The 23,180-nt window shown below is 58.3% G+C and carries 22 protein-coding genes and 1 riboswitch; of the genes, 9 read left to right on the top strand and 13 right to left on the bottom strand.

Features of this window, described 5'->3' with window-relative positions; all coding sequences use genetic code 11:
- Positions 1–88: 88 nt before the first annotated feature.
- Positions 89–235, bottom strand: a riboswitch (FMN riboswitch).
- Positions 236–377: 142 nt separating this feature from the next.
- Complete coding sequence (locus EUZ85_RS26075) at positions 378–653, bottom strand: DUF6127 family protein (protein ID WP_127973072.1); 276 nt, start codon at positions 651–653, stop codon at positions 378–380.
- A gap of 244 nt (positions 654–897) precedes the next feature.
- On the opposite strand from EUZ85_RS26075, the gene EUZ85_RS26070 reads away from it, so the two are divergent.
- Together EUZ85_RS26070 and EUZ85_RS26065 are read left to right on the top strand one after the other, a co-directional pair.
- Complete coding sequence (locus tag EUZ85_RS26070; RefSeq protein WP_164887362.1) at positions 898–2,238, top strand: ATP-binding protein; 1,341 nt, start codon at positions 898–900, stop codon at positions 2,236–2,238.
- Positions 2,180–2,749 (top strand): response regulator transcription factor, encoded by a 570-nt coding sequence (locus tag EUZ85_RS26065; RefSeq protein ID WP_164887361.1) that lies wholly within the window; start codon positions 2,180–2,182, stop codon positions 2,747–2,749. Before EUZ85_RS26070 ends, EUZ85_RS26065 begins: the two co-directional genes overlap by 59 nt.
- 279 nt (positions 2,750–3,028) lie before the next feature.
- Here the strand turns inward: EUZ85_RS26065 and EUZ85_RS26060 are convergent, their stop codons facing one another.
- The 6 genes from EUZ85_RS26060 to EUZ85_RS26035 all read right to left on the bottom strand — a co-directional run bounded on the left by EUZ85_RS26060 (position 3,029) and on the right by EUZ85_RS26035 (position 9,660).
- Complete coding sequence (locus EUZ85_RS26060) at positions 3,029–3,940, bottom strand: pseudouridine-5'-phosphate glycosidase (RefSeq protein WP_127973069.1); 912 nt, start codon at positions 3,938–3,940, stop codon at positions 3,029–3,031.
- The gene (locus tag EUZ85_RS26055; protein WP_206617952.1) at positions 3,937–5,031 is read right to left on the bottom strand and encodes a PfkB family carbohydrate kinase; all 1,095 of its coding nucleotides are present in this window, start codon (positions 5,029–5,031) and stop codon (positions 3,937–3,939) included. The genes EUZ85_RS26060 and EUZ85_RS26055 overlap by 4 nt, the downstream gene beginning before the upstream one ends.
- A gap of 74 nt (positions 5,032–5,105) precedes the next feature.
- Positions 5,106–7,073 (bottom strand): Fe(3+)-hydroxamate ABC transporter permease FhuB, encoded by a 1,968-nt coding sequence (fhuB, locus tag EUZ85_RS26050; protein ID WP_129498768.1) that lies wholly within the window; start codon positions 7,071–7,073, stop codon positions 5,106–5,108.
- A 38-nt stretch (positions 7,074–7,111) separates the two neighbouring features.
- A complete protein-coding gene (locus EUZ85_RS26045) occupies positions 7,112–8,068 on the bottom strand; it encodes an ABC transporter substrate-binding protein (RefSeq protein ID WP_241566867.1) in 957 nt (318 codons plus the stop codon).
- A 58-nt stretch (positions 8,069–8,126) separates the two neighbouring features.
- Complete coding sequence (locus EUZ85_RS26040) at positions 8,127–8,894, bottom strand: ABC transporter ATP-binding protein (protein WP_127973067.1); 768 nt, start codon at positions 8,892–8,894, stop codon at positions 8,127–8,129.
- The gene (locus EUZ85_RS26035; protein WP_127973066.1) at positions 8,887–9,660 is read right to left on the bottom strand and encodes a siderophore ferric iron reductase; all 774 of its coding nucleotides are present in this window, start codon (positions 9,658–9,660) and stop codon (positions 8,887–8,889) included. The genes EUZ85_RS26040 and EUZ85_RS26035 overlap by 8 nt, the downstream gene beginning before the upstream one ends.
- A 415-nt stretch (positions 9,661–10,075) precedes the next feature.
- Between EUZ85_RS26035 and EUZ85_RS26030 the strand changes: the two genes are divergently transcribed.
- From EUZ85_RS26030 to upp, 4 genes are all read left to right on the top strand, one after another.
- Positions 10,076–12,337 (top strand): TonB-dependent siderophore receptor, encoded by a 2,262-nt coding sequence (locus EUZ85_RS26030; RefSeq protein ID WP_127973065.1) that lies wholly within the window; start codon positions 10,076–10,078, stop codon positions 12,335–12,337.
- A gap of 240 nt (positions 12,338–12,577) precedes the next feature.
- Positions 12,578–13,831, top strand: coding sequence for a GTP cyclohydrolase II (locus EUZ85_RS26025; RefSeq protein ID WP_127973064.1), 1,254 nt, complete (start codon positions 12,578–12,580; stop codon positions 13,829–13,831).
- The gene (locus EUZ85_RS26020; RefSeq protein ID WP_127973063.1) at positions 13,831–15,105 is read left to right on the top strand and encodes a DUF1688 family protein; all 1,275 of its coding nucleotides are present in this window, start codon (positions 13,831–13,833) and stop codon (positions 15,103–15,105) included. The genes EUZ85_RS26025 and EUZ85_RS26020 overlap by 1 nt, the downstream gene beginning before the upstream one ends.
- 61 nt (positions 15,106–15,166) lie before the next feature.
- On the top strand, positions 15,167–15,823 hold the full coding sequence (gene upp, locus EUZ85_RS26015; RefSeq protein ID WP_127973062.1) for a uracil phosphoribosyltransferase: 657 nt from the start codon (positions 15,167–15,169) through the stop codon (positions 15,821–15,823).
- A 33-nt stretch (positions 15,824–15,856) separates the two neighbouring features.
- On the opposite strand, the gene EUZ85_RS26010 is transcribed toward upp, so the two are convergent.
- The 4 genes from EUZ85_RS26010 to EUZ85_RS25995 all read right to left on the bottom strand — a co-directional run bounded on the left by EUZ85_RS26010 (position 15,857) and on the right by EUZ85_RS25995 (position 19,477).
- Positions 15,857–17,662 carry a thiamine pyrophosphate-binding protein gene (locus EUZ85_RS26010; protein ID WP_127973061.1) on the bottom strand — a complete coding sequence of 602 codons (1,806 nt, stop codon included), beginning with the start codon at positions 17,660–17,662 and terminating at the stop codon, positions 15,857–15,859.
- A gap of 239 nt (positions 17,663–17,901) precedes the next feature.
- Positions 17,902–18,291 (bottom strand): DoxX-like family protein, encoded by a 390-nt coding sequence (locus EUZ85_RS26005; RefSeq protein WP_164887360.1) that lies wholly within the window; start codon positions 18,289–18,291, stop codon positions 17,902–17,904.
- A 31-nt stretch (positions 18,292–18,322) separates the two neighbouring features.
- Positions 18,323–18,811, bottom strand: coding sequence for a thiol-disulfide oxidoreductase DCC family protein (locus EUZ85_RS26000; protein ID WP_127973059.1), 489 nt, complete (start codon positions 18,809–18,811; stop codon positions 18,323–18,325).
- Positions 18,812–18,817: 6 nt separating this feature from the next.
- Positions 18,818–19,477, bottom strand: a complete 660-nt coding sequence (locus EUZ85_RS25995) for a hypothetical protein (protein WP_127973058.1) — start codon at positions 19,475–19,477, stop codon at positions 18,818–18,820.
- A 165-nt stretch (positions 19,478–19,642) separates the two neighbouring features.
- On the opposite strand from EUZ85_RS25995, the gene EUZ85_RS25990 reads away from it, so the two are divergent.
- From EUZ85_RS25990 to EUZ85_RS25980, 3 genes are all read left to right on the top strand, one after another.
- The gene (locus EUZ85_RS25990) at positions 19,643–20,713 is read left to right on the top strand and encodes a beta-galactosidase (RefSeq protein ID WP_127973057.1); all 1,071 of its coding nucleotides are present in this window, start codon (positions 19,643–19,645) and stop codon (positions 20,711–20,713) included.
- Positions 20,714–20,848: 135 nt separating this feature from the next.
- Complete coding sequence (locus tag EUZ85_RS25985; RefSeq protein WP_127973056.1) at positions 20,849–21,391, top strand: macro domain-containing protein; 543 nt, start codon at positions 20,849–20,851, stop codon at positions 21,389–21,391.
- Between the two features lie 102 nt (positions 21,392–21,493).
- Positions 21,494–22,054, top strand: a complete 561-nt coding sequence (locus EUZ85_RS25980) for an NADPH-dependent FMN reductase (protein WP_127973055.1) — start codon at positions 21,494–21,496, stop codon at positions 22,052–22,054.
- Here the strand turns inward: EUZ85_RS25980 and EUZ85_RS25975 are convergent.
- Positions 22,046–22,594 carry a DinB family protein gene (locus tag EUZ85_RS25975; protein WP_127973054.1) on the bottom strand — a complete coding sequence of 183 codons (549 nt, stop codon included), beginning with the start codon at positions 22,592–22,594 and terminating at the stop codon, positions 22,046–22,048. The genes EUZ85_RS25980 and EUZ85_RS25975 overlap by 9 nt on opposite strands.
- Positions 22,595–22,740: 146 nt before the next feature.
- A complete protein-coding gene (locus EUZ85_RS25970) occupies positions 22,741–23,133 on the bottom strand; it encodes a hypothetical protein (protein WP_127973053.1) in 393 nt (130 codons plus the stop codon).
- Between the last annotated feature and the right edge of the window lie 47 nt (positions 23,134–23,180).

Here is a 23,180-nt window from a genome sequence, read left to right as displayed (position 1 = left end):
CTGTGGGAATACGACCGACTTACACCGGTCAACAGGCGTACGACCGCAACAGGCCGTGGTGAAATCCGCGGCCCCGCTGCGACATTGGCCTTATTCTCTCCCATCCGGACTGTTACCGTCGGCTCCGGCCTCTCACCGGATCTGCTGACCCTGCTGTACGGCAGCAGGCGCTCGCGGGCTCGTCCTCTGGGGACATACCGCCGGTAGGGAATTTCACCCTGCCCTGAGAATAAGTTGATTAAGAGTTCGCTTTAAAAAAGCGGAGGCAGAATACCCCAGCAGAGGCGGGTTCACAATGTTCAATCTGAGAGGCGGGCGGCCTGAACGACTGGGTCGCCCGCACTGTTAGCGGACGTATTTACTGCAACGCTAGCGGCTTACAGCAGTTGAAACTTCACCGCCAGCCCTCCCATCAGCGTTAGAATCAGGCCGGTGGTGCCGAGCCGGATCAGCGTATGCCAGGCGGTCTGCTTGGCGTGTCGCAGCGCTTGCAGCAGCGCTCGTAGTTCACGGATATCGGAAAAAGCGTCTTCTCCCGTCAGACCGAGGTCGAGCAGCGCCCGTCGGGCTCCTTTTTCTGCAGCGCAGTCCAGCAGCGCATCCAGTTCGTCCCGGGCGAGGCTCACCATGAGTTGGGCTTTTGAGGTGTCCATGTTCTCCTCCTGAGGTGTATTGGCGGATCGATGACTTGCATTGATGATCGAAATTCCTTCTTCGTTTGCGTTCTTCGCGCGCCCTTCTTAGAGAGGGCTATGTTGTAGCTTATCGATTGAAACGACCAAAAAGCGCAGGAGCGAATGACGCAGGTGAGTATCAGCGGAGTGCGGCAAAATGTCGCATAGGGCGCGGATAGCTTCGCTAGTGGTATCATGCCCACAACTCTGGGGTTTGATCGTTATGAACACTACAAAATATTTCGCCTGGCTGGCGACGCCCTTGCAGCGGGACAGCCTGCGTTATCTGGCTTATTACCTGGTCATGCAGTCCATCTCCCTGGTGGCGCTGCTGGCCCTGTTCAGCGGCCATTGGCGGTTGGAGTTGCCACCGCGTTTGCCCTGGGCGGTCATGCCGGCGCAATTGGCGATTACCGCGTTAACCTGTCTGGCTTCCGTCCGGATAAGGGAGTTGACCACCGGGCGCTATTTGGCTGTGCTGCTGGCTTCCACTTTGTTGTTGGGCTGGTTTCTCCATGACACCGGCGGACATACGAATCCATTCATTTCATTACTGCTTATGCCGGTGGCCATGGGCGCTGCGTTGCTTGGGTGGCAGTCCAGCCTGATTCTGGCGGCAGTCTGCGTGAGTATCTATTTTGCGCTGACGCAGGATTTCGTCGCGCTGACCAGTAGCCGCCCGGACGGCTTACAGAACTTTATGCGTCTGCATTTGGCGGGGATGTGGCTGACGTTTTTGTTGTCCGTCGCCCTGCTGCTGATTGTGGTGGCGCCGCTGACCCTGGCCATTCGGCGGCAGCGTGAGCAGATCGCCGCGCAACGGGAACAGATGCTGCGCGACGAGCGGCTGGTGGCGACGGCTATTTTCGCTGCTGGCGCCGCTCATAAACTTGGCGCGCCGCTGGGAACCCTGGCGCTGTTGGTGGACGATCTGCGTCATGATGTGGCTGACGCTCAGGCGCAGGAGGATTTGCGCTCCATGGCGACACAGATCGATTTATGCAAACAGACCCTGTCGTCGATGATGCGTCAGGCGGAGGACATTCGTACTGGCGTGGTGCGCAGTGAGTCGTTGGAAGGCTTCGTGCAGCGTTTGCGTGAGGAATTCTCCCTGCTGCATCCGGCGGGGGCATTGCGTTTGGCGAGTATTGAAAATCCGCAAGCGGAAGTGCGTTCGGAAGAAATGCTGGATATGGCGATTCTTAATCTGCTCGACAATGCTGCTAAAGCCAGCGCGGAGGACCCCGTGCTGGAAGCGCGTCTAAGCGATGGCGAACTGCTGTTGCGCATCCATGACAAAGGGCCGGGGCTGCCGTCGCTGGTAAGGCAGAATCTGGGCAAATCTTTTGTTTCAATGCGGGAAGGCGGCAATGGCCTGGGGCTGTTTTTGTCCCACTCCACCATTGAACGCCTGGGCGGCAGTTTGAGTCTGCTCGACGTCGCTGATGGAACCATTACGGAAATCCTGTTGCCGATGCCTCAGGGCGCTCGCTGCGACGGGGAGAATGCGACCCTTTCACAAGGAAATCCAAACGGTGAATACGCCGCTGCTACTAATCGATGACAATCAGGTTTTTCTGCAAACTCTCGCCCGCTCTCTAAGTCGGCGTGGCGAGTCTGTACTCACCGCCAGTTGTGGCGACGAGGCGCTGGCTCATTTGGAAGACAGTAGTCCGAGTCGGGCGGTGCTGGATCTGAATCTGGCGGGGGATAGCGGATTGCAACTGCTCAGCGAGATGCTGCAGCGCCAGCCGCAATTACAGGTCGTGATGTTGACGGGCTACTCCAGCATCGCCACTGCGGTGGAGGCGATCAAGCGCGGCGCCTTGAATTATCTCTGTAAACCGGTGACGGCGACGGAGCTGCTGGCGGCTTTTGGCGAGCCCCGCGAAGAAGCGCCGGTTGAATCTGAAGTGGATACGGATGCGACCCTGTCCGTGCGGCGTCTGGAGTGGGAGCACATTCAACGGGTGTTGCAGGAGAATGAAGGCAATATCTCGGCGACGGCGAGAGCGCTGAACATGCATCGCCGCACTTTGCAGCGGAAACTACAAAAAAAACCCGCCCGGCGCTGATGGCCGGGCGATAAAGTTTCCGCAGAGTTTCGGGACGCTGAATGCCCGCCGTGAAGCCGGACAAACGACGACCCTGGGAAGGAATGCGTTCGGAACTGCGCAAAGGGGAGTTTGCGCCGAACGCTCTGTACCTTGCTGTGAGAGGAAGTTTAGAAGGAGTCGGTCACTGTCGGGAAGACGGCAAATTGTCGCACCCATAATGGCTTAGATCGGCAGGCTGAAAATGATCGAACGGAGTGGTTTGGCGAACGCCGTCAAACCACTCAGTAGACAAAGAATTTAAGCGTAGTAGGACGCAGCGATGCGCGCCGCCAGGGCTGCGTTATTGAACACCAGCTGGATGTTGGCTTTCAGGCTGTCGCCGCCGGTAATTTCCGCCACTTTCGCCAATAGGAATGGCGTGGAGTCTTTACCGCTGACGCCCTTGTCGTCCATCTCCGCCAACGCTGAGCTGATTGCTGCGTCAATTTTAGTGCGATCCATGGCGTAGGCTTCTGGGATCGGGTTGGCGATCACCACGCCGCCGCGCAGACCCATTGCCCATTTTGCTTTCAGCGCCGAAGCGATCTGCTCTGGCGTATCCAATTGATAATCCACATCGAAATCGCTGTCGCGGGTGTAGAACGCAGGCAGGGTGGAAGTCTGATAGCCCACCAGTGGCACGCCATGAGTTTCCAGATATTCCCGGGTCAGTCCCAGGTCGAGAATGGATTTGGCGCCGGCGCAGATGACCGCCACGTCGGTGTGCGCCAGCTCCTGCAGGTCGGCGGAGATATCAAAGGTTTCCTGGGCGCCGCGATGCACGCCGCCGATACCGCCGGTGGCGAAGACTTTGACTCCCGCCATGGCCGCCAGGATCATTGTTGAGGCGACAGTCGTGGCGCCGTCGCCGCCACGGGCGACGATAAAGGGAATATCGCGGCGGCTGGCTTTGGTGACGCTCAAACCGGCCTGGCCCAGGTATTCAATCTCTTCCTTGCTTAAACCGACTTTCAGGCGGCCTTTGATGATGGCGATAGTGGCGGGAACGGCGCCGTTGTCGCGTACGATCTGTTCCACCTGCAATGCGGTTTCCGCGTTTTGCGGCCAGGGCATGCCATGGGAAATGATAGTGGACTCCAGCGCCACGACCGGTTTGCCGGCCGCCAGAGCGGCTTGTACTTCGGGAGATACGTCCAGATAAGTATTCATAAAAAAGTTTCCTCTAGTAAACGGTTCACGGTCGCCAGGGACATATTCGGATTGATGGTCGCCTGGTGCGACATGGCCACCGCCGAGGCGGCGATGGCGAAGTTAACGGATTTGGGCGTGGGCCATTGTGCGAGCCAGCCATAGGCGAGCCCGGCGAGAAACGCATCGCCGGCGCCGTTGGCGTTAACCGGCTGGATTGGCGGCGGCGGATACAGTTGGTGACGGCCGGCTTCGCTGACGTAAACGCCCTGGGCGCCCAGACTGATGCAAACACGCTGCACGCCTTTCTGATGAAACCAGGAGGCCAGTTGGGATAGCTGTCCGTCATCCTGAGCGTCCAGCCCGGAGAGGCGCTGCGCCTCCGCCAGATTGGGCTTGAAGGTGTGGAGGGCGTCGAGCAACCCGCGTAACTTGTCCGACTTGGGACCAGATACCGGATCAGCGAATATCGGCAGATCTGGGAACTGGCTGAGCAGGTACTCCAATACGCCGGCGGATAGGTTGGCGTCGACTATCAGCAGGCTGGCGCGTCGGATCATGTCGGCATGGCTGCGCAGGTATTCGACGCTGAGACGATCCAGGATCTGCATGTCGTTGATGGCGACGGACATGTCGCCGCATGCGTCCAGCACTGACAGATAGGTGGAGGTGACAGCGTCGTCCAGTTGCAGGCAGTGGCGCATGTCGATGCCGCATTGCTGGCCTTGCTCCAATAGCGTCTGCCCGTATACATCCTTGCCCAGAGGCGCGATCAAACGCACGTCCACGCCCAGCCGCGCCAGGTTTTCCGCAATATTGCGGGCGACGCCGCCGGGAGAGCAGCTGACATGCCCCGGATTGGAGTCGCGGGGCAGCAGTTTGTCGCTGGGCTGCCCGAGGATATCCATGTTGGCGCCGCCAATCACCACAACGTAAGGATTGTCCGCGAGGATGTAGCCTTTGCCGCGAATCGCGCCTTTGTTGGAGAGGTTCATAATATGGCCCGCCACGGCGGAGCGGCTGACGCCCAGACGGTCGGCCAGGGCCTGTTGAGAGATAAGCGGGTCCTGGCGGATTAAATCCAGGATCTCCTGTTCGCGTTCGGTTATCACAAACAAATGTCCGTATGTCTAACATTTGTTTGTCAGTCTACCGGTATTTCTCCAACAGGCAAGCAAAAATCGTTTTAAGTTGCGCGTCGACGCGTCAGCAGATAGATGAAGTAACCGCCGCCAAGCAAAGACGCGATCGCGCCTGCGGGCATTTGCGCCGGGTATAAAAGTGTGCGTCCCAGCCAATCGGAGAGAATCATCAGCAACGCCCCCAACAGGATGGCGAGAAGCAGTTGCTGCGCCGCTTTGCGGGCGCCGAGCATGGCGGCCATGTGTGGCGCAAGCAGGCCTACGAAGGCGACGGGGCCCATCACCGCAGTGACCAGCGCGCAGGCGAGAGAAGCCAGAAACAGTAGCGCCAGCCGGGCGCGTTTGACATTCAGACCACGGGCCAGCGCCACCTGGTCGCCGGCGGAGATCAATGTCAGCCAGCGGGAACAGAGCGCGCATACCGTAGCGAGGATGATAACGCCGGACAGCAGAAGCCATGCCTTGCCGTCGGTGGTTTGGTAAGTGGAGCCGGCCAGCCAGCCCAGAATCGAATAGGCGCTGTCGCTGCCCTTGGCCAGGGCGAAACGCACGAGGGCGTCGATCAACGCCGCCAGGGAGATGCCGGTCAGCACCATGACGCCGGGGGCGTAGTGATGTCGGCGTCCCAGCAGCAATAGCAGCAAAAGTACGCCCAGGCTGCCGGCGAAAGCGATTAAAGGGCCGGCTTGATAGATCGAGCCGCCAAACGCCAGCACGGAAAGCACTAATGTCAGCGATGCGCCGGCGGACATGCCCAGAATATCCGGGCTCGCCAGGGGATTGCGAATCAATCGCTGAAGGATGACGCCCGCCAGGGCCATACCGCCTCCAGCCGCCGCCGCGGTGACAATACGCGGCCAGCGCAGAGAGAAGACCAGGTCGGACGGCCAGCCAAAGCGCCAGCTGACGGAGCCGGCCCCCTCTGGAGACCACAACAGCGCTATGGTTGCTGTGACAGGCACGCCCAGCGCCAGCATGATCAAGGCGGTTTTGGAGAGTTTCATGACGCCGGCAGGCAGCTGTAGAGAGCTGTGATCAGCGGCGGTTAACTTGCGCCGGGTGAACCAGATTAGCCCAGGCGCGCCGATAAGCGCCGCCGCGGCGCCGCTGGGAACCAGATCGGTTGTCCATTGGCTGGCCAGAACGGCGATGGCGTCCGTTCCCAGTAACAGCAGTCCGCCAAGCAACAGGCTATACGTCAACTCGTCACCAGCGCGGCGCGCGCCCAGTGCGCGAGCGAGGTTGGGCGTCAGCAAGCCAATAAAACTGATAACTCCTACGGCTGTGATAGAGCACGCCACCAGCCAAAGCGCGGCGGGAAGCAGTAACGCCAGGGTGGCGAAAACGCCCATGCCGCGTCCTCGCGCGCCGGCTTCCCCAAGGCGCAGCAAGGTCAGGGGGCGATGTGCGAAGAGTAAAATCAGCAGGGCGATGCTTAGTTTGGGGGCGAGCCAGATCACCCAGTTCCAGTCTGTTTGCGTCAAGTCGCCTGCGCCCCAGATGAACAGGTTGCGCGCATACTGATCGTTGAGCAGCACGATGGCGGAAGCCGCTGCGCCCAGCAGGATATTGACGGCCATGCCCGCCAGCACGACAGGCAGTCCGGCAAGACCTCCGCTGCCGGCGATCAATAACACCAGCGTGACAGATAAGCTGGCTCCCGCCATGGCGATCCAGGCGCCGTAATTCGCCATCAGGACGGGCGCCCAGACGCTGGCGCAGACCAGCGCCAGCCAGGCTCCTGATGCGGCGCCCAGGGTCATGGGGGAGAGCAGGCGATTCTGCGTGATTTGCTGCAACAGACTGCCGACCAGTCCCATGGCGCCGCCGACCAGCAAGGCCAGCGCGGCCCGGGGCAGAGTGGCGTAAAAGAACTGAAAGTCCTCGAACTCCACGGCCGCTCCGCCGCTGAGCAACGTCCATTGCAGGCTGAGCGGCGGCGGTGAGCCAAGTTGCAGGTAGGCGAACAGCAGAACCGGCAATAACGCCAGGGTGACCAGATAGCGGCGCATACGACTTCAACCTGTAGCGATAAGCGGTTCCGGTTTGATCACGGCGTCAGTGTTAATAAGGCGTCGGTGATGGATTCCGCCAGATATTGCACCGACAGCGGTCCGCCGTAAGTCCAGGTGGAGCGGGCGGCGGCGAAGCGGCCGCTGCGAACGAAGGGCATTGCCCGCCACAATGGAGTGGAGAACAGGTCGTCCGCCTGTTCGAAAGGCTCAATATAAATCACCACGCCGTCTTTGATGCGCCCCAGATCCGTCACCTTTTTCTGCGTAATGCCCCATTGGGTCGCCGGCTGTGGCAGGGCTGGCTGTAGACCCAGTTTGGCCATGGCGGCTTGCGCCATGGAGTTGTCGCCAAAGATGCGCAGGACCGAGGGCGTGGTGAAGCGCACTGCCGCCACTTTGGGCAAGTCGCCGTGATAGTGCGCTTTCAACTGCTCCTGCAGTTCGCCAAAACGAGTGTCCATGGCGTCCAGTTTTTGCTTCGCCGTGGTTTCTTTGTCGAACAGCCGAGCCAGTTGCAGGAAGATCTGCCTGGAGACATCGAAGTTATCGTGGTCAGCGCGGAAAGAGTCGAAAAACAGCACCGGCGCTATTTGCTCCAGTTTTTCCACCATGCCTTCCTGCATGCTGGAAAGCAAAATCACATCCGGTTGCAGGGCCGCAATGCGCTCCAGGTTTGGTTCGGAGCGCGTGCCCACGTCAGTGATGGAATCCGTCAGTTGCGGTCGCACCACCCACTCCTGATAGCCCTTGATATCGGCGACGCCGACGGGCGTGACGCCCAACTCCACCAGATTTTCCGCCATGGACCAGTTCAGCGCGATGACCCGTTGCGGCGTTTGCGCGAATTCATGCTCGCCGCGACTGTCGGTAATGGTAAGCGCCTGGGCGCAGACGCTGATCGTCAACGTCAGGATAGTGGCGAGAGCGATGCAGGCGCGGCTGCGCGTGAGCGGGCGACGGGAAGGGCGAATCAGGTTGGAAATTAAAGTCATGGGCATACCCGGATGGAAGGCGAAGGGTTAATCGAAGTGCAGTAAAAAATTATGAGCGTCATGCCACTACCGCGATTTTGCCGTCCTGGCGCGGATGATCGACGAGGTCGATATCAATGCCGTACAACTCTCCTAACAGCGACGCGGACAGCAGTGTTTCCGGCGCGCCGTCGAACGCCAGTCGTCCTTGTTTCAGAGCTACGATGCGGTCTGCGAAACGGGCGGCCAGGTTGACGTCGTGGAGGATGACGATAACGCCGCGTCCATGCTCCTGATTAAGACGGCGCAGCAACCCCATCACTTCGTATTGATGAGATAAATCCAGAGCGGAAGTAGGTTCGTCCAGCATCAGCAAGGGCGCCTGCTGGGCTAACAACATGGCGATCCAGGCGCGTTGACGCTCGCCGCCGGATAGCTGGTCCGTCAGGTGCTCCGTATAGCGGGACACGCCTGTCTGCGCCATCGCCGTCTCGATAATCGTCGTATCTTCCTGGCGCCAGCGTCCGAATGTCCCACGCCAGGGAAAGCGGCCCAGGCGTATCAGCTCCCTGACATTAAGGCCGGCGACTTCCGGCGGATTTTGCGGCAGAAACGCGATATTCCTCGCCAGATCTCGTTGTGAGTAATCGTCCAACGGGCGGTTTTGCAGCCTGATGACGCCGGAGTCCGGCTGGATTTGCCGAGCCAGCAAATTGATCAGGGTGGATTTTCCAGACCCGTTATGCCCCAGGATGACGGTGAAGCGGTGTGGGTCCAGAGAAAGCTGAGGCAGAGACAGGATGTCACGCCCATCGCGGCGCACGCGGATATCTTCAAGCTCAAGCATAGGCGTTCCACTCTTTCGTCAGTCGTTGTACGCGCACATGCGGTTTCTGTTTTGGACATGACGCGCACAGTTCGCCGTCCTGGCGCAGGTAGTGCAGGCAACAGGCTTTGCGGTCCAGGGTCAGTTGCTGTCTTCCATTGCTCAGTGGAATGGGCGTCAGGCTGCTGTATCCAACAAGATTCATGGCTTTCAGCCAAGCTTGCGCCCACTGTTGAATCTCGTCGTTGTCGGGAGGCGCGCTTAGCAGGCTGAGGCGGGAGAGGGCGGATAACAGACTGTCCGCAACCAGGCGCTTGGCGATCAGCGGTTTGACCTTGGCGATGGGGTTTAGCTGATCCAGAAAGACCTCGCACACTTGCGCCAGCTCTGCGCCGCTGAGTTCGATCAAGCGTTCGATGGCGGCGGTGGGCAAGGCCACGGGCGGCATGCGAAAACCCGCTACTACACCCTGGGCGTATTTCTGCCCCAGTTCTGATAAAGGCGCGGCGGTTCCGACCAGATGCACCGCTGCGACGGCAAGAAAGGTCGGTTGCCATACCAGCATGGTCCAACTGCGCACGGCCCAGTATGGGGCGCCGGCCTCGGGGCAGGCATCGCGCCAGTGGTTGTGTAATTGCGTCAGAATCTCCTGGTTATCCGCCTTTGCGCAAATCAAACCGGCGTTATCGACGCCAATCTCTCCCGTTAACGCAGGGTGCGCCAGAGCGGAGGCGCGCAGCAATGCGTCCAGTGGAACGGATGCGGCGCCGGGCTGATTGGTGTGCATGGGCGATGATGGTCTCACTGGATGATTGGACGGTCCGATTTAATGGCTGCAAATGAATGATGGCTTACTCAATGGCGCCGGCGCCTGATTGAGTTAGGTGGCCGGATGAGCGATGCGTTACGGCGACTGTTCTCTTCAGGTTGACGCGAAATTCAATTCAAATGATAATGATTTGCGTTTAGATTATCAAATAGTGCATCGCCGTATTGGCCTGGACGCCACTCAGATTCCCACTCGCTATCGGCCTGGCAATGAATCGACAGGCCGATAGCCAGGCGCAGGGATGCGCCTGTGCGGCGACAAGCAGCGGAAAGCAGGCCTGGCCATGTGGCGTACGCAGGCCCTGCCGTTTCAGACAAAGAGAAGGAGACTGTTTGTCTGCCAGATTAATTGTTACCTGAGAGGAACCCGCAGTATGGCGACGCAGCGTTGTCCCGGTAAATTTGCGCCCCGTTTATTCCCAAGCTCTTCCCAAACTTGCAGCGCCAGACGCTCTGTTCGTCACGCGCCGCCCTATGTCGCCAACGGACTGGCGTACTGGATTGCGGCGTTGTCGTTGGGGTTGCTGGCTTCTGGAGGCGTCGCGGCGGAAGATAGCGATGACGTGCAGGTGTTGCAGCCGGTGACGGTAAACGCTAAAACGAGCGAGGCTGCTCCCAGCGAGGGAAGTGGCTCATATCGGACCAAGTCGAGCAATACCGCATCGCGAATGAACCTGTCTCTGCGGGAGACCCCGCAGTCGGTGTCGGTGATCACCCGAACGCAACTGCAGGACTTTGCGCTGACGGATATCAACGATGTGCTGGCGTACAGTCCCGGCGTCACCGTGGAGCAGGTGGAAACCGACCGCACCTACTTTACGGCAAGAGGGTTTGATATCACAAACTTCCAGCTCGATGGCATTGGCGTCCCTTTCGTATACGGCAACCTGTACGGCGATATTGATACGGCAATATACGACCGTATTGAGGTGCTTCGCGGCGCCAATGGACTCATGACTGGCACGGGAACGCCCTCCGCCACGGTTAACTTCGTGCGCAAGCGGCCGACAACGGACCCCCAGGCTTCCGTGGGGCTTTCTTATGGCTCATGGGACAACCGTCGTGTCGACGCGGATATTTCCGGCGCTCTGCTGGAGTCGGAGAGAGTACGTGGCAGGCTGGTCGTTTCCTATCAGGACAAAGAGTCCTATCTGGATCGCTATGAGCAGGAAAAGACCCTGTTTTATGGCGTAGTGGAGGCGGATCTGAATGACAGCACCACGCTGACGCTAGGACACAGCCGCCAGGATACGCTCTCGAACAGCCCAATGTGGGGCGCATTGCCGCTGTACCGGACGGATGGTTCGGCGACGGATTACGATGCGTCCGTCAGCACGGCGACGGACTGGGCGTACTGGGATGGTCGTATCGACAGCTCCTTTGCTGAGCTGGCCTATGACTTCGCCAACGGCTGGCGTGTCAAAGGCGTGCTCACTCGTCAGCAGGTCAAGGCCGATACCAAGCTGTTTTATGTCTATGGGACGCCGAATCCGGATACGTCCGGGTCTGATCTTTACGCGTATCCCAGCCTGTACGGTTTTGATAACGAGCAGTGGATCGCCGATGTCTATGCGACAGGGCCATTCACCCTGGGAGGACGGGAACACGAAGCGGTGATTGGTTTGAACTGGTCTAAATCCGAGGTGTGGGACGAGTCCAAATATGGCGCGGGAATCGGGACGGAAATCGATGACATTGACGATTGGGATGGCGATTATCCCGACCCGGAATATAACGCAGGTGTCGCTGGCAGCGAATTCACCGATAAGCGCAGAAGCCTGTACGCCGCTACGCGGCTCAAGCCCATGGATCGTCTGACCTTGATCACAGGCTTCCGTGTGACGGACCTGGATAGCAGCGGCGTTACCTACGGCGACAGCAAAAAAGAAACGCAAAGTGGAGAAGTGGTTCCTTATGCCGGCGTTGTGGCGGATATACACGAAAATCATTCGGTATATGTCAGCTACACCAAAATATTCGATCCCCAGTTCAAAGACGACATCGACCATAACCGCATCGCACCAGTGAAGGGCGACAATATCGAAGCAGGGTTGAAGAGTGAGCTGTTTAACGAGCGCCTCAATACCACCGTCGCTGTCTTCAAAACCGAACAGGACAACGTCGCGGAAGTGGCGGGCGTTTATCCTGGAACCAGTACGAATTACTACAAAGGCGTGGATGGCGTTTCCAGTCAGGGGTATGAGCTGGAGATCGCCGGAGAAGTGTCTCCCGGCTGGGAAGTGGCGGGCGGCTTCACCTACGTTTCCATTGAAGACAAAGACGGCGAGGACGCCAAGACCTACGTGCCCCGGCGTATGCTGCGGTTGTCGTCCAGCTATCGCGTTCCCGGACTGGAGCGTCTGAAAGTGGGCGCCAGTTTGAGCTGGCAGGACGACATATACAGGGAGCAGGGCGTGGCTACGACGGGTCCGAATGCGGGCGAATCCATCCGCACCACTCAGGAGGACTATATGCTGGTCAATCTGATGGCCAAGTATGATTTTATGGATAACTGGAGCGCCACTGTGAATCTGGACAACATCACGGATGAGAAATACCTGAACAGTCTGTACTGGGCGCAGAGTTATTATGGCGCGCCCCGCAGCGCCAAGCTGACGGTTAACTGGACCTATTGACCGCTGCACAGTCTTCGGGCGTCGCTGCACAATGAATGCGCAGCGGCGTCTTTAATCCTCCGCTTTTTTGTGTTTCCCCCGCCGCCGGAACCCTGTTGTCACTGTTCAACTCATTGATTTTAGTACTCGCATAGTACTCGCGCCTATTAGTTGACTGCTTGGTCAATTACTGGAATGAAATCTGCAACATATTAGGTTTACAACCTCGACGACCTGTCGTCGATAGCTGAGGATGTGGCTATGGGGGTAGACCAGCAAGTGCGCGCGATAGCGTTGACCTCGCATACGCGCAACGGGGTGAAACATCCCGTCAAATGGGGGGCTGCGGATATTGGCGAGCGTGGGCCTATTATCGGAACGCTGTCCAATCCCGCCTGTAAAAACACCATCGGTTCTCATGCCGGCGCTTATAGTTTGTATCGCGCCCTGGCGGTGGCGAAGGGCGATTTATCGCCGCTGCACCGGCCGGATCTTACCAATACGGAGCCGGTTATCGACTTGGGGCCGCACCCGCAATGGAGCGACGCGGACAAGATTGTCTCCCTCGACCCCTGGGGCCATCGCGTGGCCTCAGATTTCAAAACGTCTCTGCAACAAGGCTTGGATATCCGACCCACTATCGCCGTCACCAAAGCGCGCATTGCGGTTCCCGAAATTCAATATGCGGTGAAGCAAGGGCTGATTCCCGCCGACGGCAAAATATTGCTGGCGACCGGCGAAGCCAATGTCACCAAGGTCGCCATTGAGCCGGTTTGGCATCTGCCTGGCGTCGCGCGACGCCTGGGTGTGGCGGAGGCGACCTTGCGCAAGGCGATGTTTGAGCACACCGGCGGCATGTTTCCCGAGCTGGTGACGCGGCCAGACTTGTCGGTGTTTTTGCCTCCCATCGGCGGCGTGACGCTATATCTGTTCGGCGACCATACGGCTATCTCCGATCCCGAGCGGGAAGTCGCCTGCCGGGTGCATGACGAGTGCAATGGCTCCGATGTTTTCGGCTCGGATATTTGCACCTGCCGCCCCTATCTCACCCACGGCATCGAAGTGTGCATTCGCGTCGCCCAGCGCGGCGGCGTGGGGATCATCCTGTATAACCGTAAAGAGGGAAGAGCCCTCGGAGAGGTGACCAAATTTCTGGTGTACAACGCCCGTAAGCGGCAGGTGGGCGGTGACCGTGCGGACGCCTACTTTGAACGTACGGAATGTATCGCCGGCGTGGAGGACATGCGCTTTCAACCGTTGATGCCGGACCCGTTGCACTGGCTGGGCGTGACTCGCATCGATCATATGGCGTCCATGAGCAACATGAAGTTTGAGGCGCTGACCAGTCAAGGCATCGAGGTCGTCAATCGCATTACGATTCCCGATGACATGATTCCGGAGGACGCCAAGGTGGAGATCGACGCCAAAGTAGCGGCAGGCTATTTCTCACCGGGCGGCCCGCTTTCCAAAGACGCGCTCAGCGTTAAATCCGGCAGGGATCTGGAGGCCTATTGATGTCGAACTTGCAGGAAAACTTCGCGACGGCGCAGGAAGCGTCCGTCTATACGGCAACGCAATTACACCTGTGGCGCGCGGAAACCGTGCGCTCGCGCTGCGGCGAAATCTTTGACCGCGCATGCGCTGGCGAACTGCTCGCATACGATTATCGGGCCGAACGGGTTGAGGCGGCGGCGGAGTACGTCATGAGCGTCATATTGGAGAATTATCCTGACCTGAACATACCGCCGCACAGCCGCTGGCGTCACTTTTCCTGCGGCGGCGTGGACCGGTGGTCTCCTATCGCTGACGGCGCGGGAGATCTGAATGAACTGAAAATGCGGGCGACGGAGCTGACCATGATCAGCGTGCTGCTGGATGCCGGCGCCGGCGCCGATTGGCGCTATGTCGAGTTCGCCAGTGGGCTGACGTTATCCCGTTCTGAAGGGCTGGGGGCCGCCAGCGTGGCGCTCTACGCGCAAGGGGCGTTGTGCTCAGGGGGAGCGCCTTTCAGAGTGGATGCGGAGGGCTTGAGGAGCTTGACGACTGCGCAATTGGCGGCCTGCTTTCAAGTCAGCGAACGCAATCCGCTGATTGGTCTGCAGGAACGGGTGACCTTGTTGCGTCGATTAGGCGATGTTGTGGCGAGCGCGCCGGGCGTCTTCGGCGGAGAGAGCCGACTTGGCGCCCTGGCGCAGTATCTGGAGGCTGCCAGTGTAGCAAGAGGGGCGGGAGTAGCGGGCGGTTTGTCTGTGGACTTCGCCTTCCGTGAATTGCTGAAACTGTTGTCCGGCGTCTGGCCAGTGCGAAACCCTGAGCTGGGCGCGCTCGGCGATGTCTGGGCGTACCCTGGCGTCGGAGCGAATGAGCCGGGCGCCGGGCTGGTCCCCTTCCATAAGCTTTCCCAATGGATGATGTACTCCCTGACGGAAGCCTGGCGTATCGCCGGCATGGAGGTCATTGAGGACGATACGCTGACGGCGCTGGCGGAATATCGCAATGGCGGGCTGCTGCTGGATATGGGCGTGCTGGCGCCGAAAAATCCCGCCTTCGCGGCGACGGAATTTGAACCGGGCGCGCCGGAAGTGGTGGAGTTGCGGGCGATGACCGTCGCTGTCGTTGATCAGCTCGCCGCGCGTTTGAATGCGCAGCTCAGAGAACGTGGCGTGGCGCTGACGATGTCGCAAATACTGGAAGGCGGGACCTGGAGCGCCGGGCGCAAACTGGCCTTTGCGCGCTCGCAAAGCGGCGCGCCGCCGATCCGTTACCGCGCGGACGGCACTTTGTTTTGAGGCGAGGGAAGTCGCTTCAGGTTTCCCGCAAATCTATATCAGCAATGGTTGAGAGACAGCTATGACAATGACTTCATTAGTGGAAAAGCATCCCGGCGTGTACATGGTCAATCATCCCTTTGTGCAGCATAAGCTCACCAGTCTGCGCGACAAAAACACCTCCACCCGGGAATTCCGCATGCTGGTGCAGGAGTTGGGCGTATTGATCGGCTATGAGGCCACCCGGGATCTGGAGACGGAACTGGTGGAAGTGGAAACGCCTCTGGAGAAGACAATGTCGCCGACTTTGAAAGGCAAGAAGCTTTGTATCGTCACCATCATGCGGGCGGGCAATGGCATGACTGAAGGCGTGCTGCAACTGTCGCCGTCGGCGCGGGTGGGGCACATCGGACTTTATCGCGATCCGCAGACCAAAATGCCCATTGAATATTACGTCAAGATGCCGCCGGACCTGGATCAGCGGACGGTGATCTGCGTTGACCCTATGCTCGCCACGGGGCATTCCGCAACGGCGGCGGTGCATAAAATCAAGGATCTGGGAGCGCAGGATATTCGCTTTATCTGTCTGTTCGCCGCCCCCGAAGGCGTCAGCCTGTTTCGGGAAGAGCACCCGGACGTGCCGGTATATGCGGGAGTGATCGACAGTCATCTGGACGATCATGCCTATATCCGACCCGGCGTGGGCGACGCCGGGGATCGGATATACGGCACGAAATAGCGCTTCGCCCCGCTCTTAACGGGCGGCGGCGGATCAGGCGCTGGTCAATGTCGGCGCCCGGGGAGCGGGACGCGAAGCTTCCAGGTTTTTAACGCGTTGCCCTATCGGCGGAGGAGTTTCTTTGTCCACCACAACATCCAGCAGGACGGGCCCCGGGCGTTTAAACAAGGAGGCAATATCCAGACGCGCCAGTTCTTCAAAGTCCCTGATGCGATAGGACTCCACGCCCAAGGATTGGGCGAGCATGGCGAAGTTGGTTTGTGGTAACTCATTGCCGAAACTCTTCATGCCGCGCATGCGTTGTCCGTGCATGACTGTGCCCAACACGCTGTTATTCAATATCAGAATCACGACGTTTAGATTGTGTTGCTTGGCGACGGTGATTTCCTGCGCGGTCATCAAATAACTGCCGTCCCCGGTGATGCAAAGCACCGGAATATCCGGATTGGCGAACTTGCCGCCGATGGCTGCCCCGATCGCCCAGCCCATGGCGGCGAACCCCATGGAGATCGGCATTTTATTCACGTCAATGACCGAGGCTGAGCGAGGATGCCAGTAATGGGTAGCCCAGAAAAAAGCGTTGCCGGCGTCCGCGTAGAGATGCACGTCTTTGGGGGCGCATTGGCTCAAACGCCAAAACAATCGGCGCGGGTTGATCGGCGTGGAGTCGGTATTGCAGTCCTCGATATGCAGCACGCTGATATTCTTGGGCAGGTTGTTTTCATTGCGCAGCGCGGGAAGGACTTCTTCGCTGGCGTCCACAGCGGGAGCGGCCTGGTTTTCCTGATTGAGATAGTCGAAGACGATGCGTGGACTGCCCATCAGATTCATTTGCGCCATATGGGATTTGGCGAGGTGCTCCGGATTGTTGTTGATGTGCACCAGACGCCGCGACAGGATAGTGCTGCCGTCCCAGCCGCAGGTGGCGTGCTCGTCCAGATTGGCGCATACCACCATAATGATGTCCGCTTCCTCCGCCGTCAGGGTTTTGCGGGCGGACTCATGCCCCGCCGTGCCGAACACGCCCCGATACAGGGGATGATCGGCGGACATCAGGCCGCGCCCCATCGGCGTGGTGACGATGGGCCAGGCGCGTCGCTCCGCGTAACAGAGAATTTCCCGCATGGCGCCGGCGCATCCGTTGCCGATGACGATGACGCCGCGCTGGTAGCCTCGCAAGATAGTGTTCAGGCGTTGCAGCACGACTCTGTCCGGGGTGATCTCCTGTCCCAGAAACGTATGCAGGGAGATGGGGTTGCGGCTGGATGGTATCGGAGTTTCGAAAATATCCAGCGGAATGCTGATATGTACGGGACCGGGAGTCGGGCCGGTGGCGTGACTCAAGGCCGCCAGCAGGTTGTGCTCCAATTGTTCGGGATGGGATACCAGTGTGTTGTAGCGGGTGCAGCCCTTGAACATAAGTATGGTGTCGACGCCGGAAGCGCTGCTTTCCTGCATGGCGCCGCGGCCGAAAGTGCTGATGGTGCTCTGTCCCGTGATGACCAGCATGGGAACGCCGTCCACGAAGGCGTTGCTCACAGGCGTCAATAAATTAGTGCAACCAGGACCGGAGGTGGCGCTGCACACGCCGATGACGCCGCTCTCTCTGGCGAAGCCGTCCGCCATAAAGCCAGCGCCGGCTTCGGAGCGCGTCAGTATCCAGCGGACATGGGTATTCTCCTCGTGGCGGGCGAGCGCGCTGCCCAGCGGGTCGATGTTGCCGCCAGACACGCCGAATACAAACGGCACTTTTAACAGACTGAGATATTTAACAATTAATTCTGCGCAACTGATCGCGTTGGTCCGACCAGTTTGGGTAATAAGGGGTTTTGATTCCATGGGCGTTGTCCTGTGTTGAAAAAGTTAAACAACAGGCGCGAAACCCCACCTGGGCTCAGCTTCCGGCATATCTTCGCGGAGCCCATCGGTGCGGCGTCTTTCTTGGGGGGGACTGGCAGGCTTGTCGAAGCTATCTACGCGTCCAACAAACTCTACTCACAGACATCAAGCGCTTTTTTATCCCTAACAGCATAGCAAAAGCAGGCGGAAATCCAGGGCGGGAGAAAAATAATTTCCGCTTACGAGTGATTTTTGTGACTTTCTTTGCTTATCCAGGCGATCCAGACCAACGCCAGGGTGGCCAGATTGACGGTCACCGGGTTGAATGCGTCCACCAATAAGCCAGGGGAAAACACCGCTACATCCGCCAGGAGGCCAACCAGCGCGACGCCAGCGGCCAGCAGCGGAAGGCTGCTGCGCAGCGGCAGTGCGATCAGCAGTCCCAGGATAATTTCCGCCACGCCGCCGGCCATGGCGATCTGCGGCGCATACTGGCCCAGGCCCTGGGCTTCAATCATGGCCAGCTCAGTTGGGCTGAGCCACAGTATTTTGGGAACCAGGCCGTGATAAAGAAAAACGCCGGCTACGCTGAGGCGCGCAACCCGGTGAATTCGTTGCAATACATCCATTATGAGTACGTTCCTGTCTGCTCGAATTGAGTCATTTATTGGTTAGATTTTCGGCCATGGGCTGCGTTGGCGCGCCTTGCAGAAAGCGGCAGTTATGGTCCGGCGCAGGCAGCAGGCAATGATCATATTTGCCGAAGAGGCGATATCGGTTCTGGGCGATAAGGTCGTAGCCCCAGTCCCTCAGAAAGCGCGGCAGTATGCGAAAAACTTTCAGGTAGCGCCAGGGGGCGGGAAATTGCGCGATGATGCGCAGGAAGGCCTCGGATTTCTCATAGGCGCGGTCGCCTTCGACATAAAGCATGGTGTCAAAACGGTCCAGCGGCATATCAAACCAGGCCAAAATCGCCTGTCCCTCGGGAGATTGCACGGAGGCCATTTTGAACCGTCTGCGCCTGTCGTATTTGATCAGGAATTTTGACCAGGCGTTACAGAGCTTGCAGACGCCGTCGAACAGGACGACCCGGTCGTCGCTTTGCATGTAGGGAGGAATAGTGGCGCGAGGCGTAGAGGACTGAGTCATAGCCGACTACTCCGTTGTAATGGGAGCGTGCAGCGGGCGCAGCCGATAATGCAGTATCGCATCGAAAGGGTAGCCTTTTTGCGAAGGAACCCAGGCAGGGTTTTGCGCAACATCCGGGCCGCTGATGAGCAGCTTTTCAATACTGGCGGCGTCGATTTCCACGCTACGGGAGCGTAAAGCGTCATTCCAAACGGATACCAGCGGTTCGCCTGAGAGATAGGCGCTAACATAGGCATAAGTGTTTGGCGCGCCGCCTGCCTGACTTTCAGGACGGGCTTGTGCAGCGTTCCAGTTTTTATCCTGCGCGGCTTGGGCGACGAGGGCTGCGCCAATCCAGTCATAATCGATCAGTCTGCCGATAGAGAGGTAATCGAGTTGCGCACCCTCAGGCAACGCCTTTAGCGCAGAATTCAGTAGTGCGAGAGTTTCCTCTTGACTGGCGCCGCAATAAAAAGTGTCTCCGTGAGCCAGTCGAAACCCTAGCGCTTGCGCCTTGGCGTTGTATTCAATGGCGCCCTGACACTGTCCCATTTTACCCGTCGCCATGGTCTCCGCATGGGCCGACAAAGTGAAGAGGGAGGGATATAGCGCCAGGCTGGCCAGCGCTAACGTGCGCAGTTTTGATAGGACTTGATGCATGAGTGCTTTGGGGGAAGCGGTCTCCATAAAACTCCTTGGAGTAGCCAAAAGGGGATATGTACTCAGTATGCCCCACAATGGTGAGACGACAAACCCCGGCATTAAATCCCTTTAACAACCCGCCACAGGCCTTTATTTTGCAGGAGGCTGGTTGCAGAATCTGACATAACGGATGGAGACAGGAGCGCTGTCATGGAACAGATTGGAAAACTCACCGCCATACTGCTGACTTTGGCCTGTATCGCAGCCTCTTCCGCCTGGGCCGAAGAAAACCGGGCTGCGTCGCAAGAGGCGCCTGCAGCATTGAAATCACCGGCTCAGGGCGAAGAAAAGAATACGCCCCCAAGGGGAATATACAGCAGCCATGTGATAGGTAAGGAAGCGGATTCGTTACGCCCGGCCTTCGTGAAAGGGGGACTGGTCAGAGTGTTCTGGTCGGATATAGAACCCAAACCCGGACAGTATGATTTCTCCGTCATCGAAGCGCAGCTACAAGGCGTCCGTCGCTATGGCAAACTATGGTCCCTCGCCGTGCTGGCGGGTCCCCGGGCGCCGGACTGGCTGTTCGATGAAGGCGCAGGCTCCATGGAAATACGCTTTCGCGGAGAGCGCACGCGTATCGTTCCCTACTGGGATCTGCTTTTGCAGGCGCGTCTGAAATTACTGGCGGAAGCATTGGGCAAGAAGTACGGAAACGACGAAACCCTGAAACTGGTCTATGTGCCGCAAGCCACGTCCAATGGCATTGAAGGGCACTTCAACGGCAACCGCTATGAAGACCTGCAGCGGCAGGGCTTCACTCCCGACAAATGGGTGCGCGCGGCGGGAGAAGCCATCGACTCTTTTTACCGGGCGTTCCCGCAAAAGTACCTCGCTTTCGAGGTGCATGAAATCGGCACGGTGGAAACGCCGGAACGCATCATGCGGCTGATAGAGAAGAGCTACCGCGACCGGGTCGGCATCGCCGTCTGGTGGCTGTCAGGACGAGAAAACTACCAGAACGCTCTGCTGCAGGAAGTCCGCGACTTTCGCGGCTACAAATACGCACAAGCCATCGGCCGCTCCGACCAGGGCCGCCGCTTCGGCGCCGGCGGCTACGGCGGCATGTTCGAACAAGCCAAAAAACTCGGCATCCGCTACATCGAAGTCTGGAACTACGAAATCACCCGCAACCGCAACCCGGAAGTCACCCAATCCATCGAGGGGTTCAGTCGCACGCAACCCGGAAGTCACCCAATCCATCGAGGGGTTCAGTCGCAGTGAGGCCGTGCAGGGAGAGCCGGGAGCCTGATCATCGGTCTGTCCCTGCGGAAAGACATTCCCCCGATCTGTGCAATACTTGTTTATAGGAGCGTTATTCAGGGTTGCATGTAGACCATATTGCACGGGGTGAGTGGAATGATTGAGTTTCTATGCGGCGACATCACCGAGTTGGAGGTGGACGCCATCGTTTGTCCCGCCCATAAATACCTCAGTAAAGGCCGGGGTTTGTCCGCGCAGATTTTTGAGCAGGCGGGAGAAGAGGCTTTGCAGGCGGCCTGTTCTCAAGCGGGGGAATGTAAGGTGGGCGATGCTTGCCTGACGCCGGGATTCAAGCTGCCCGCCAGGCATATTATTCATACGGTGACGCCGCAGTGGACGGGCGGAGACCAGTGGGGCGGTTCCGATCTGCATTTGCTGGCCAACTGTTATGAGAGCGTGGTTCGGCTGGCGCTGGAGCAGGACGTTAAAACCATTGCTTTCCCCGCCCTCGGTGCGGGAACCAATAAAACGCCGCAATCCATGGCCGCCCATGAAGGGCTGGAAGTCTTGGTGAAATACGCGGACAGCTTTGAACGTCTGATCATCTGCCTGCACTGGGAAGCCGGACTGGATACCTGGCGGCGCACCTACGAGGATTTCTTCGCCAGAAGAATGGAGCAGTCCCGCAAAACCGGCTGAAGGCTGGTCATGTTCGCATGAGTCGTTAGAATAGGTCGTTCAAAGGCGCTGTATTTAGGGCGTCGTTGCTTGATTCGACTTGGCGGACAGGAAAACGGTACTGTGAAACCTCTTAACATACTGGCCATCTCCGGCAGCCTCAGGAAGGTCTCCTACAACACGGCGGCGATAGAAGCCTTAAGCAGACTGGCCCCGGATCAGGTAACGGTGAAAGTCTACAGGGGACTGGGTGACCTGCCGCTCTTTAATCCCGATCTGGAAAGCCAGTTACCCGCCGCTGTTGCGGACCTTAAATCCGCGCTGGCGCAATCGCAAGGATTGATTATCGCCAGTCCGGAATACGCTCATGGGATCAGCGGCGTTATGAAGAACGCCCTTGATTGGCTGGTGAGCGGGGAGGAGTTCGTATACTTGCCTGTCATGCTCATCAACACCTCGCCCCGGGCCAGCCACGCTCAGGCGGCATTGCGCGAAGTGGTCGCCACCATGTCCGGCCGCATCATAGACAACGCCTGTGTTTCCGTGCCTCTGCTCAGCTCAAACCTGGACATGGAGGGGGTCATACAAACCCCTGAAATTGCCGGCCCCTTGCAGAAGGGACTACAACAGTTTGTCGCCGGTATTGAGGCGCAGGGCGAAGCCGACGACTGGGCCTCAGTCTGAAGGCGCGAGATTAGGGATATCAATCGCAAAATCGGTGATGCCGATATCCTTCCCAGCCTGTGACAACAGTGTGCTCGCCTGTCCCCGATGATGTGTCTGGTGATTGAAGAAGTGCGCCAGCAGTTCGCCGAAGTTGCGTATGCTTTTACCGCCGGTCATGCTGCTGTAATGGAGATTGAGAGCATAGTCTTCTTCCTCGACTTCATCGGTAAGCCAACGAATGATCAAGTCGTCCAGTTGACGTCGCTTCTCCGATAACGCATTGAAATCCGTATGTAAAATCTCACTCAGCGCTTTGGGCTTGGAGAACTGCGATAGTTCCTGCAGGGACTGGTAACGGTCGGAAAGTGATCTGTATCGCCCCAGCCAGACCAGGTCAGCCACCATTATGTGGTTCAGTGTGCCGAGAATGGAGCCGAAAAACGCTCCGGAATCTTTCGCCAGGATGCTCTCGTCCAGCTTTGCCGCCGCCGCATAAACCTGATTGTTCATGCGCTGGTTGTATCCGGCCATAAGTTGATAGTGTTGTTTGAATCCCATGAAGTGCTGCTCCCATTTTTATCGTCGTTTTTTGTAGTCTAAGCAGAATGGGGACGCAGGCAAGCGTCTTGAATGAGACCTTGCCTTTTTGCTGGGATAAGGGAGTGGTGGATAAAGTAGAGAGGGCGCTGGTGAGCTGTGCGGAGCTACTTGCTTCGCTGCGTTTCATCTATCAGTACGGTCTCTAGATCTCCCGCATTGAGTGCGCGAAAGGGCGTTGTCAGCACGCCGCGGTATTGCAGTTCCCGCATGTAATCAATGGGAGATTTTTCCGTTTTAAAGGTTCCCCAGAATACGAAGCCAAGTTCGTGCAGACGCAAGCAGATGTCCCTGAGGCGTTCGTTGTGAGTAAACACGTAAGTCGTGGGGCTGAAGGCGTCGTAAGTGGGATAGGGGATATAGTAAACGTTTGGCGTAGCGCGGCTGTGCTTGGAGGTTTTGTTGAGCTTGAAGCCTAACCGAGTCAGCAGCGCCTTATCAAAGTCCTGGGCCAAGGCGACTTCTATCTCGTCGTCAAAAATCCATTTAACCAAGTTCATGGCGTTGCTCAGATTCCTCGCCTTGGATGATTAGCCGTCCACAACTG

The sequence above is a fragment of the Hahella sp. KA22 genome (genome assembly GCF_004135205.1).
GTDB lineage: Bacteria > Pseudomonadota > Gammaproteobacteria > Pseudomonadales > Oleiphilaceae > Hahella.
The sequence above is the reverse complement of the archived record's forward strand: the minus strand, read 5'-3'. Positions and strand labels throughout refer to the sequence as shown.

Excerpts from the sequence above, each read along its gene's own strand:
- EUZ85_RS26075 (WP_127973072.1), bottom strand. The coding sequence starts at position 653 with ATGGACACCTCAAAAGCCCAACTCATGGTGAGCCTCGCCCGGGACGAA.
- EUZ85_RS26070 (WP_164887362.1), top strand. The coding sequence starts at position 898 with ATGAACACTACAAAATATTTCGCCTGGCTGGCGACGCCCTTGCAGCGG.
- EUZ85_RS26065 (WP_164887361.1), top strand. The coding sequence starts at position 2,180 with ATGCGACCCTTTCACAAGGAAATCCAAACGGTGAATACGCCGCTGCTA.
- EUZ85_RS26060 (WP_127973069.1), bottom strand. The coding sequence starts at position 3,940 with ATGAATACTTATCTGGACGTATCTCCCGAAGTACAAGCCGCTCTGGCG.
- fhuB (WP_129498768.1), bottom strand. The coding sequence starts at position 7,073 with ATGCGCCGCTATCTGGTCACCCTGGCGTTATTGCCGGTTCTGCTGTTC.
- EUZ85_RS26045 (WP_241566867.1), bottom strand. The coding sequence starts at position 8,068 with ATGACTTTAATTTCCAACCTGATTCGCCCTTCCCGTCGCCCGCTCACG.
- EUZ85_RS26040 (WP_127973067.1), bottom strand. The coding sequence starts at position 8,894 with ATGCTTGAGCTTGAAGATATCCGCGTGCGCCGCGATGGGCGTGACATC.
- EUZ85_RS26035 (WP_127973066.1), bottom strand. The coding sequence starts at position 9,660 with ATGCACACCAATCAGCCCGGCGCCGCATCCGTTCCACTGGACGCATTG.
- EUZ85_RS26030 (WP_127973065.1), top strand. The coding sequence starts at position 10,076 with ATGGCGACGCAGCGTTGTCCCGGTAAATTTGCGCCCCGTTTATTCCCA.
- EUZ85_RS26025 (WP_127973064.1), top strand. The coding sequence starts at position 12,578 with ATGGGGGTAGACCAGCAAGTGCGCGCGATAGCGTTGACCTCGCATACG.
- EUZ85_RS26020 (WP_127973063.1), top strand. The coding sequence starts at position 13,831 with ATGTCGAACTTGCAGGAAAACTTCGCGACGGCGCAGGAAGCGTCCGTC.
- upp (WP_127973062.1), top strand. The coding sequence starts at position 15,167 with ATGACAATGACTTCATTAGTGGAAAAGCATCCCGGCGTGTACATGGTC.
- EUZ85_RS26010 (WP_127973061.1), bottom strand. The coding sequence starts at position 17,662 with ATGGAATCAAAACCCCTTATTACCCAAACTGGTCGGACCAACGCGATC.
- EUZ85_RS26005 (WP_164887360.1), bottom strand. The coding sequence starts at position 18,291 with ATGGATGTATTGCAACGAATTCACCGGGTTGCGCGCCTCAGCGTAGCC.
- EUZ85_RS26000 (WP_127973059.1), bottom strand. The coding sequence starts at position 18,811 with ATGACTCAGTCCTCTACGCCTCGCGCCACTATTCCTCCCTACATGCAA.
- EUZ85_RS25995 (WP_127973058.1), bottom strand. The coding sequence starts at position 19,477 with ATGGAGACCGCTTCCCCCAAAGCACTCATGCATCAAGTCCTATCAAAA.
- EUZ85_RS25990 (WP_127973057.1), top strand. The coding sequence starts at position 19,643 with ATGGAACAGATTGGAAAACTCACCGCCATACTGCTGACTTTGGCCTGT.
- EUZ85_RS25985 (WP_127973056.1), top strand. The coding sequence starts at position 20,849 with ATGATTGAGTTTCTATGCGGCGACATCACCGAGTTGGAGGTGGACGCC.
- EUZ85_RS25975 (WP_127973054.1), bottom strand. The coding sequence starts at position 22,594 with ATGGGATTCAAACAACACTATCAACTTATGGCCGGATACAACCAGCGC.
- EUZ85_RS25970 (WP_127973053.1), bottom strand. The coding sequence starts at position 23,133 with ATGAACTTGGTTAAATGGATTTTTGACGACGAGATAGAAGTCGCCTTG.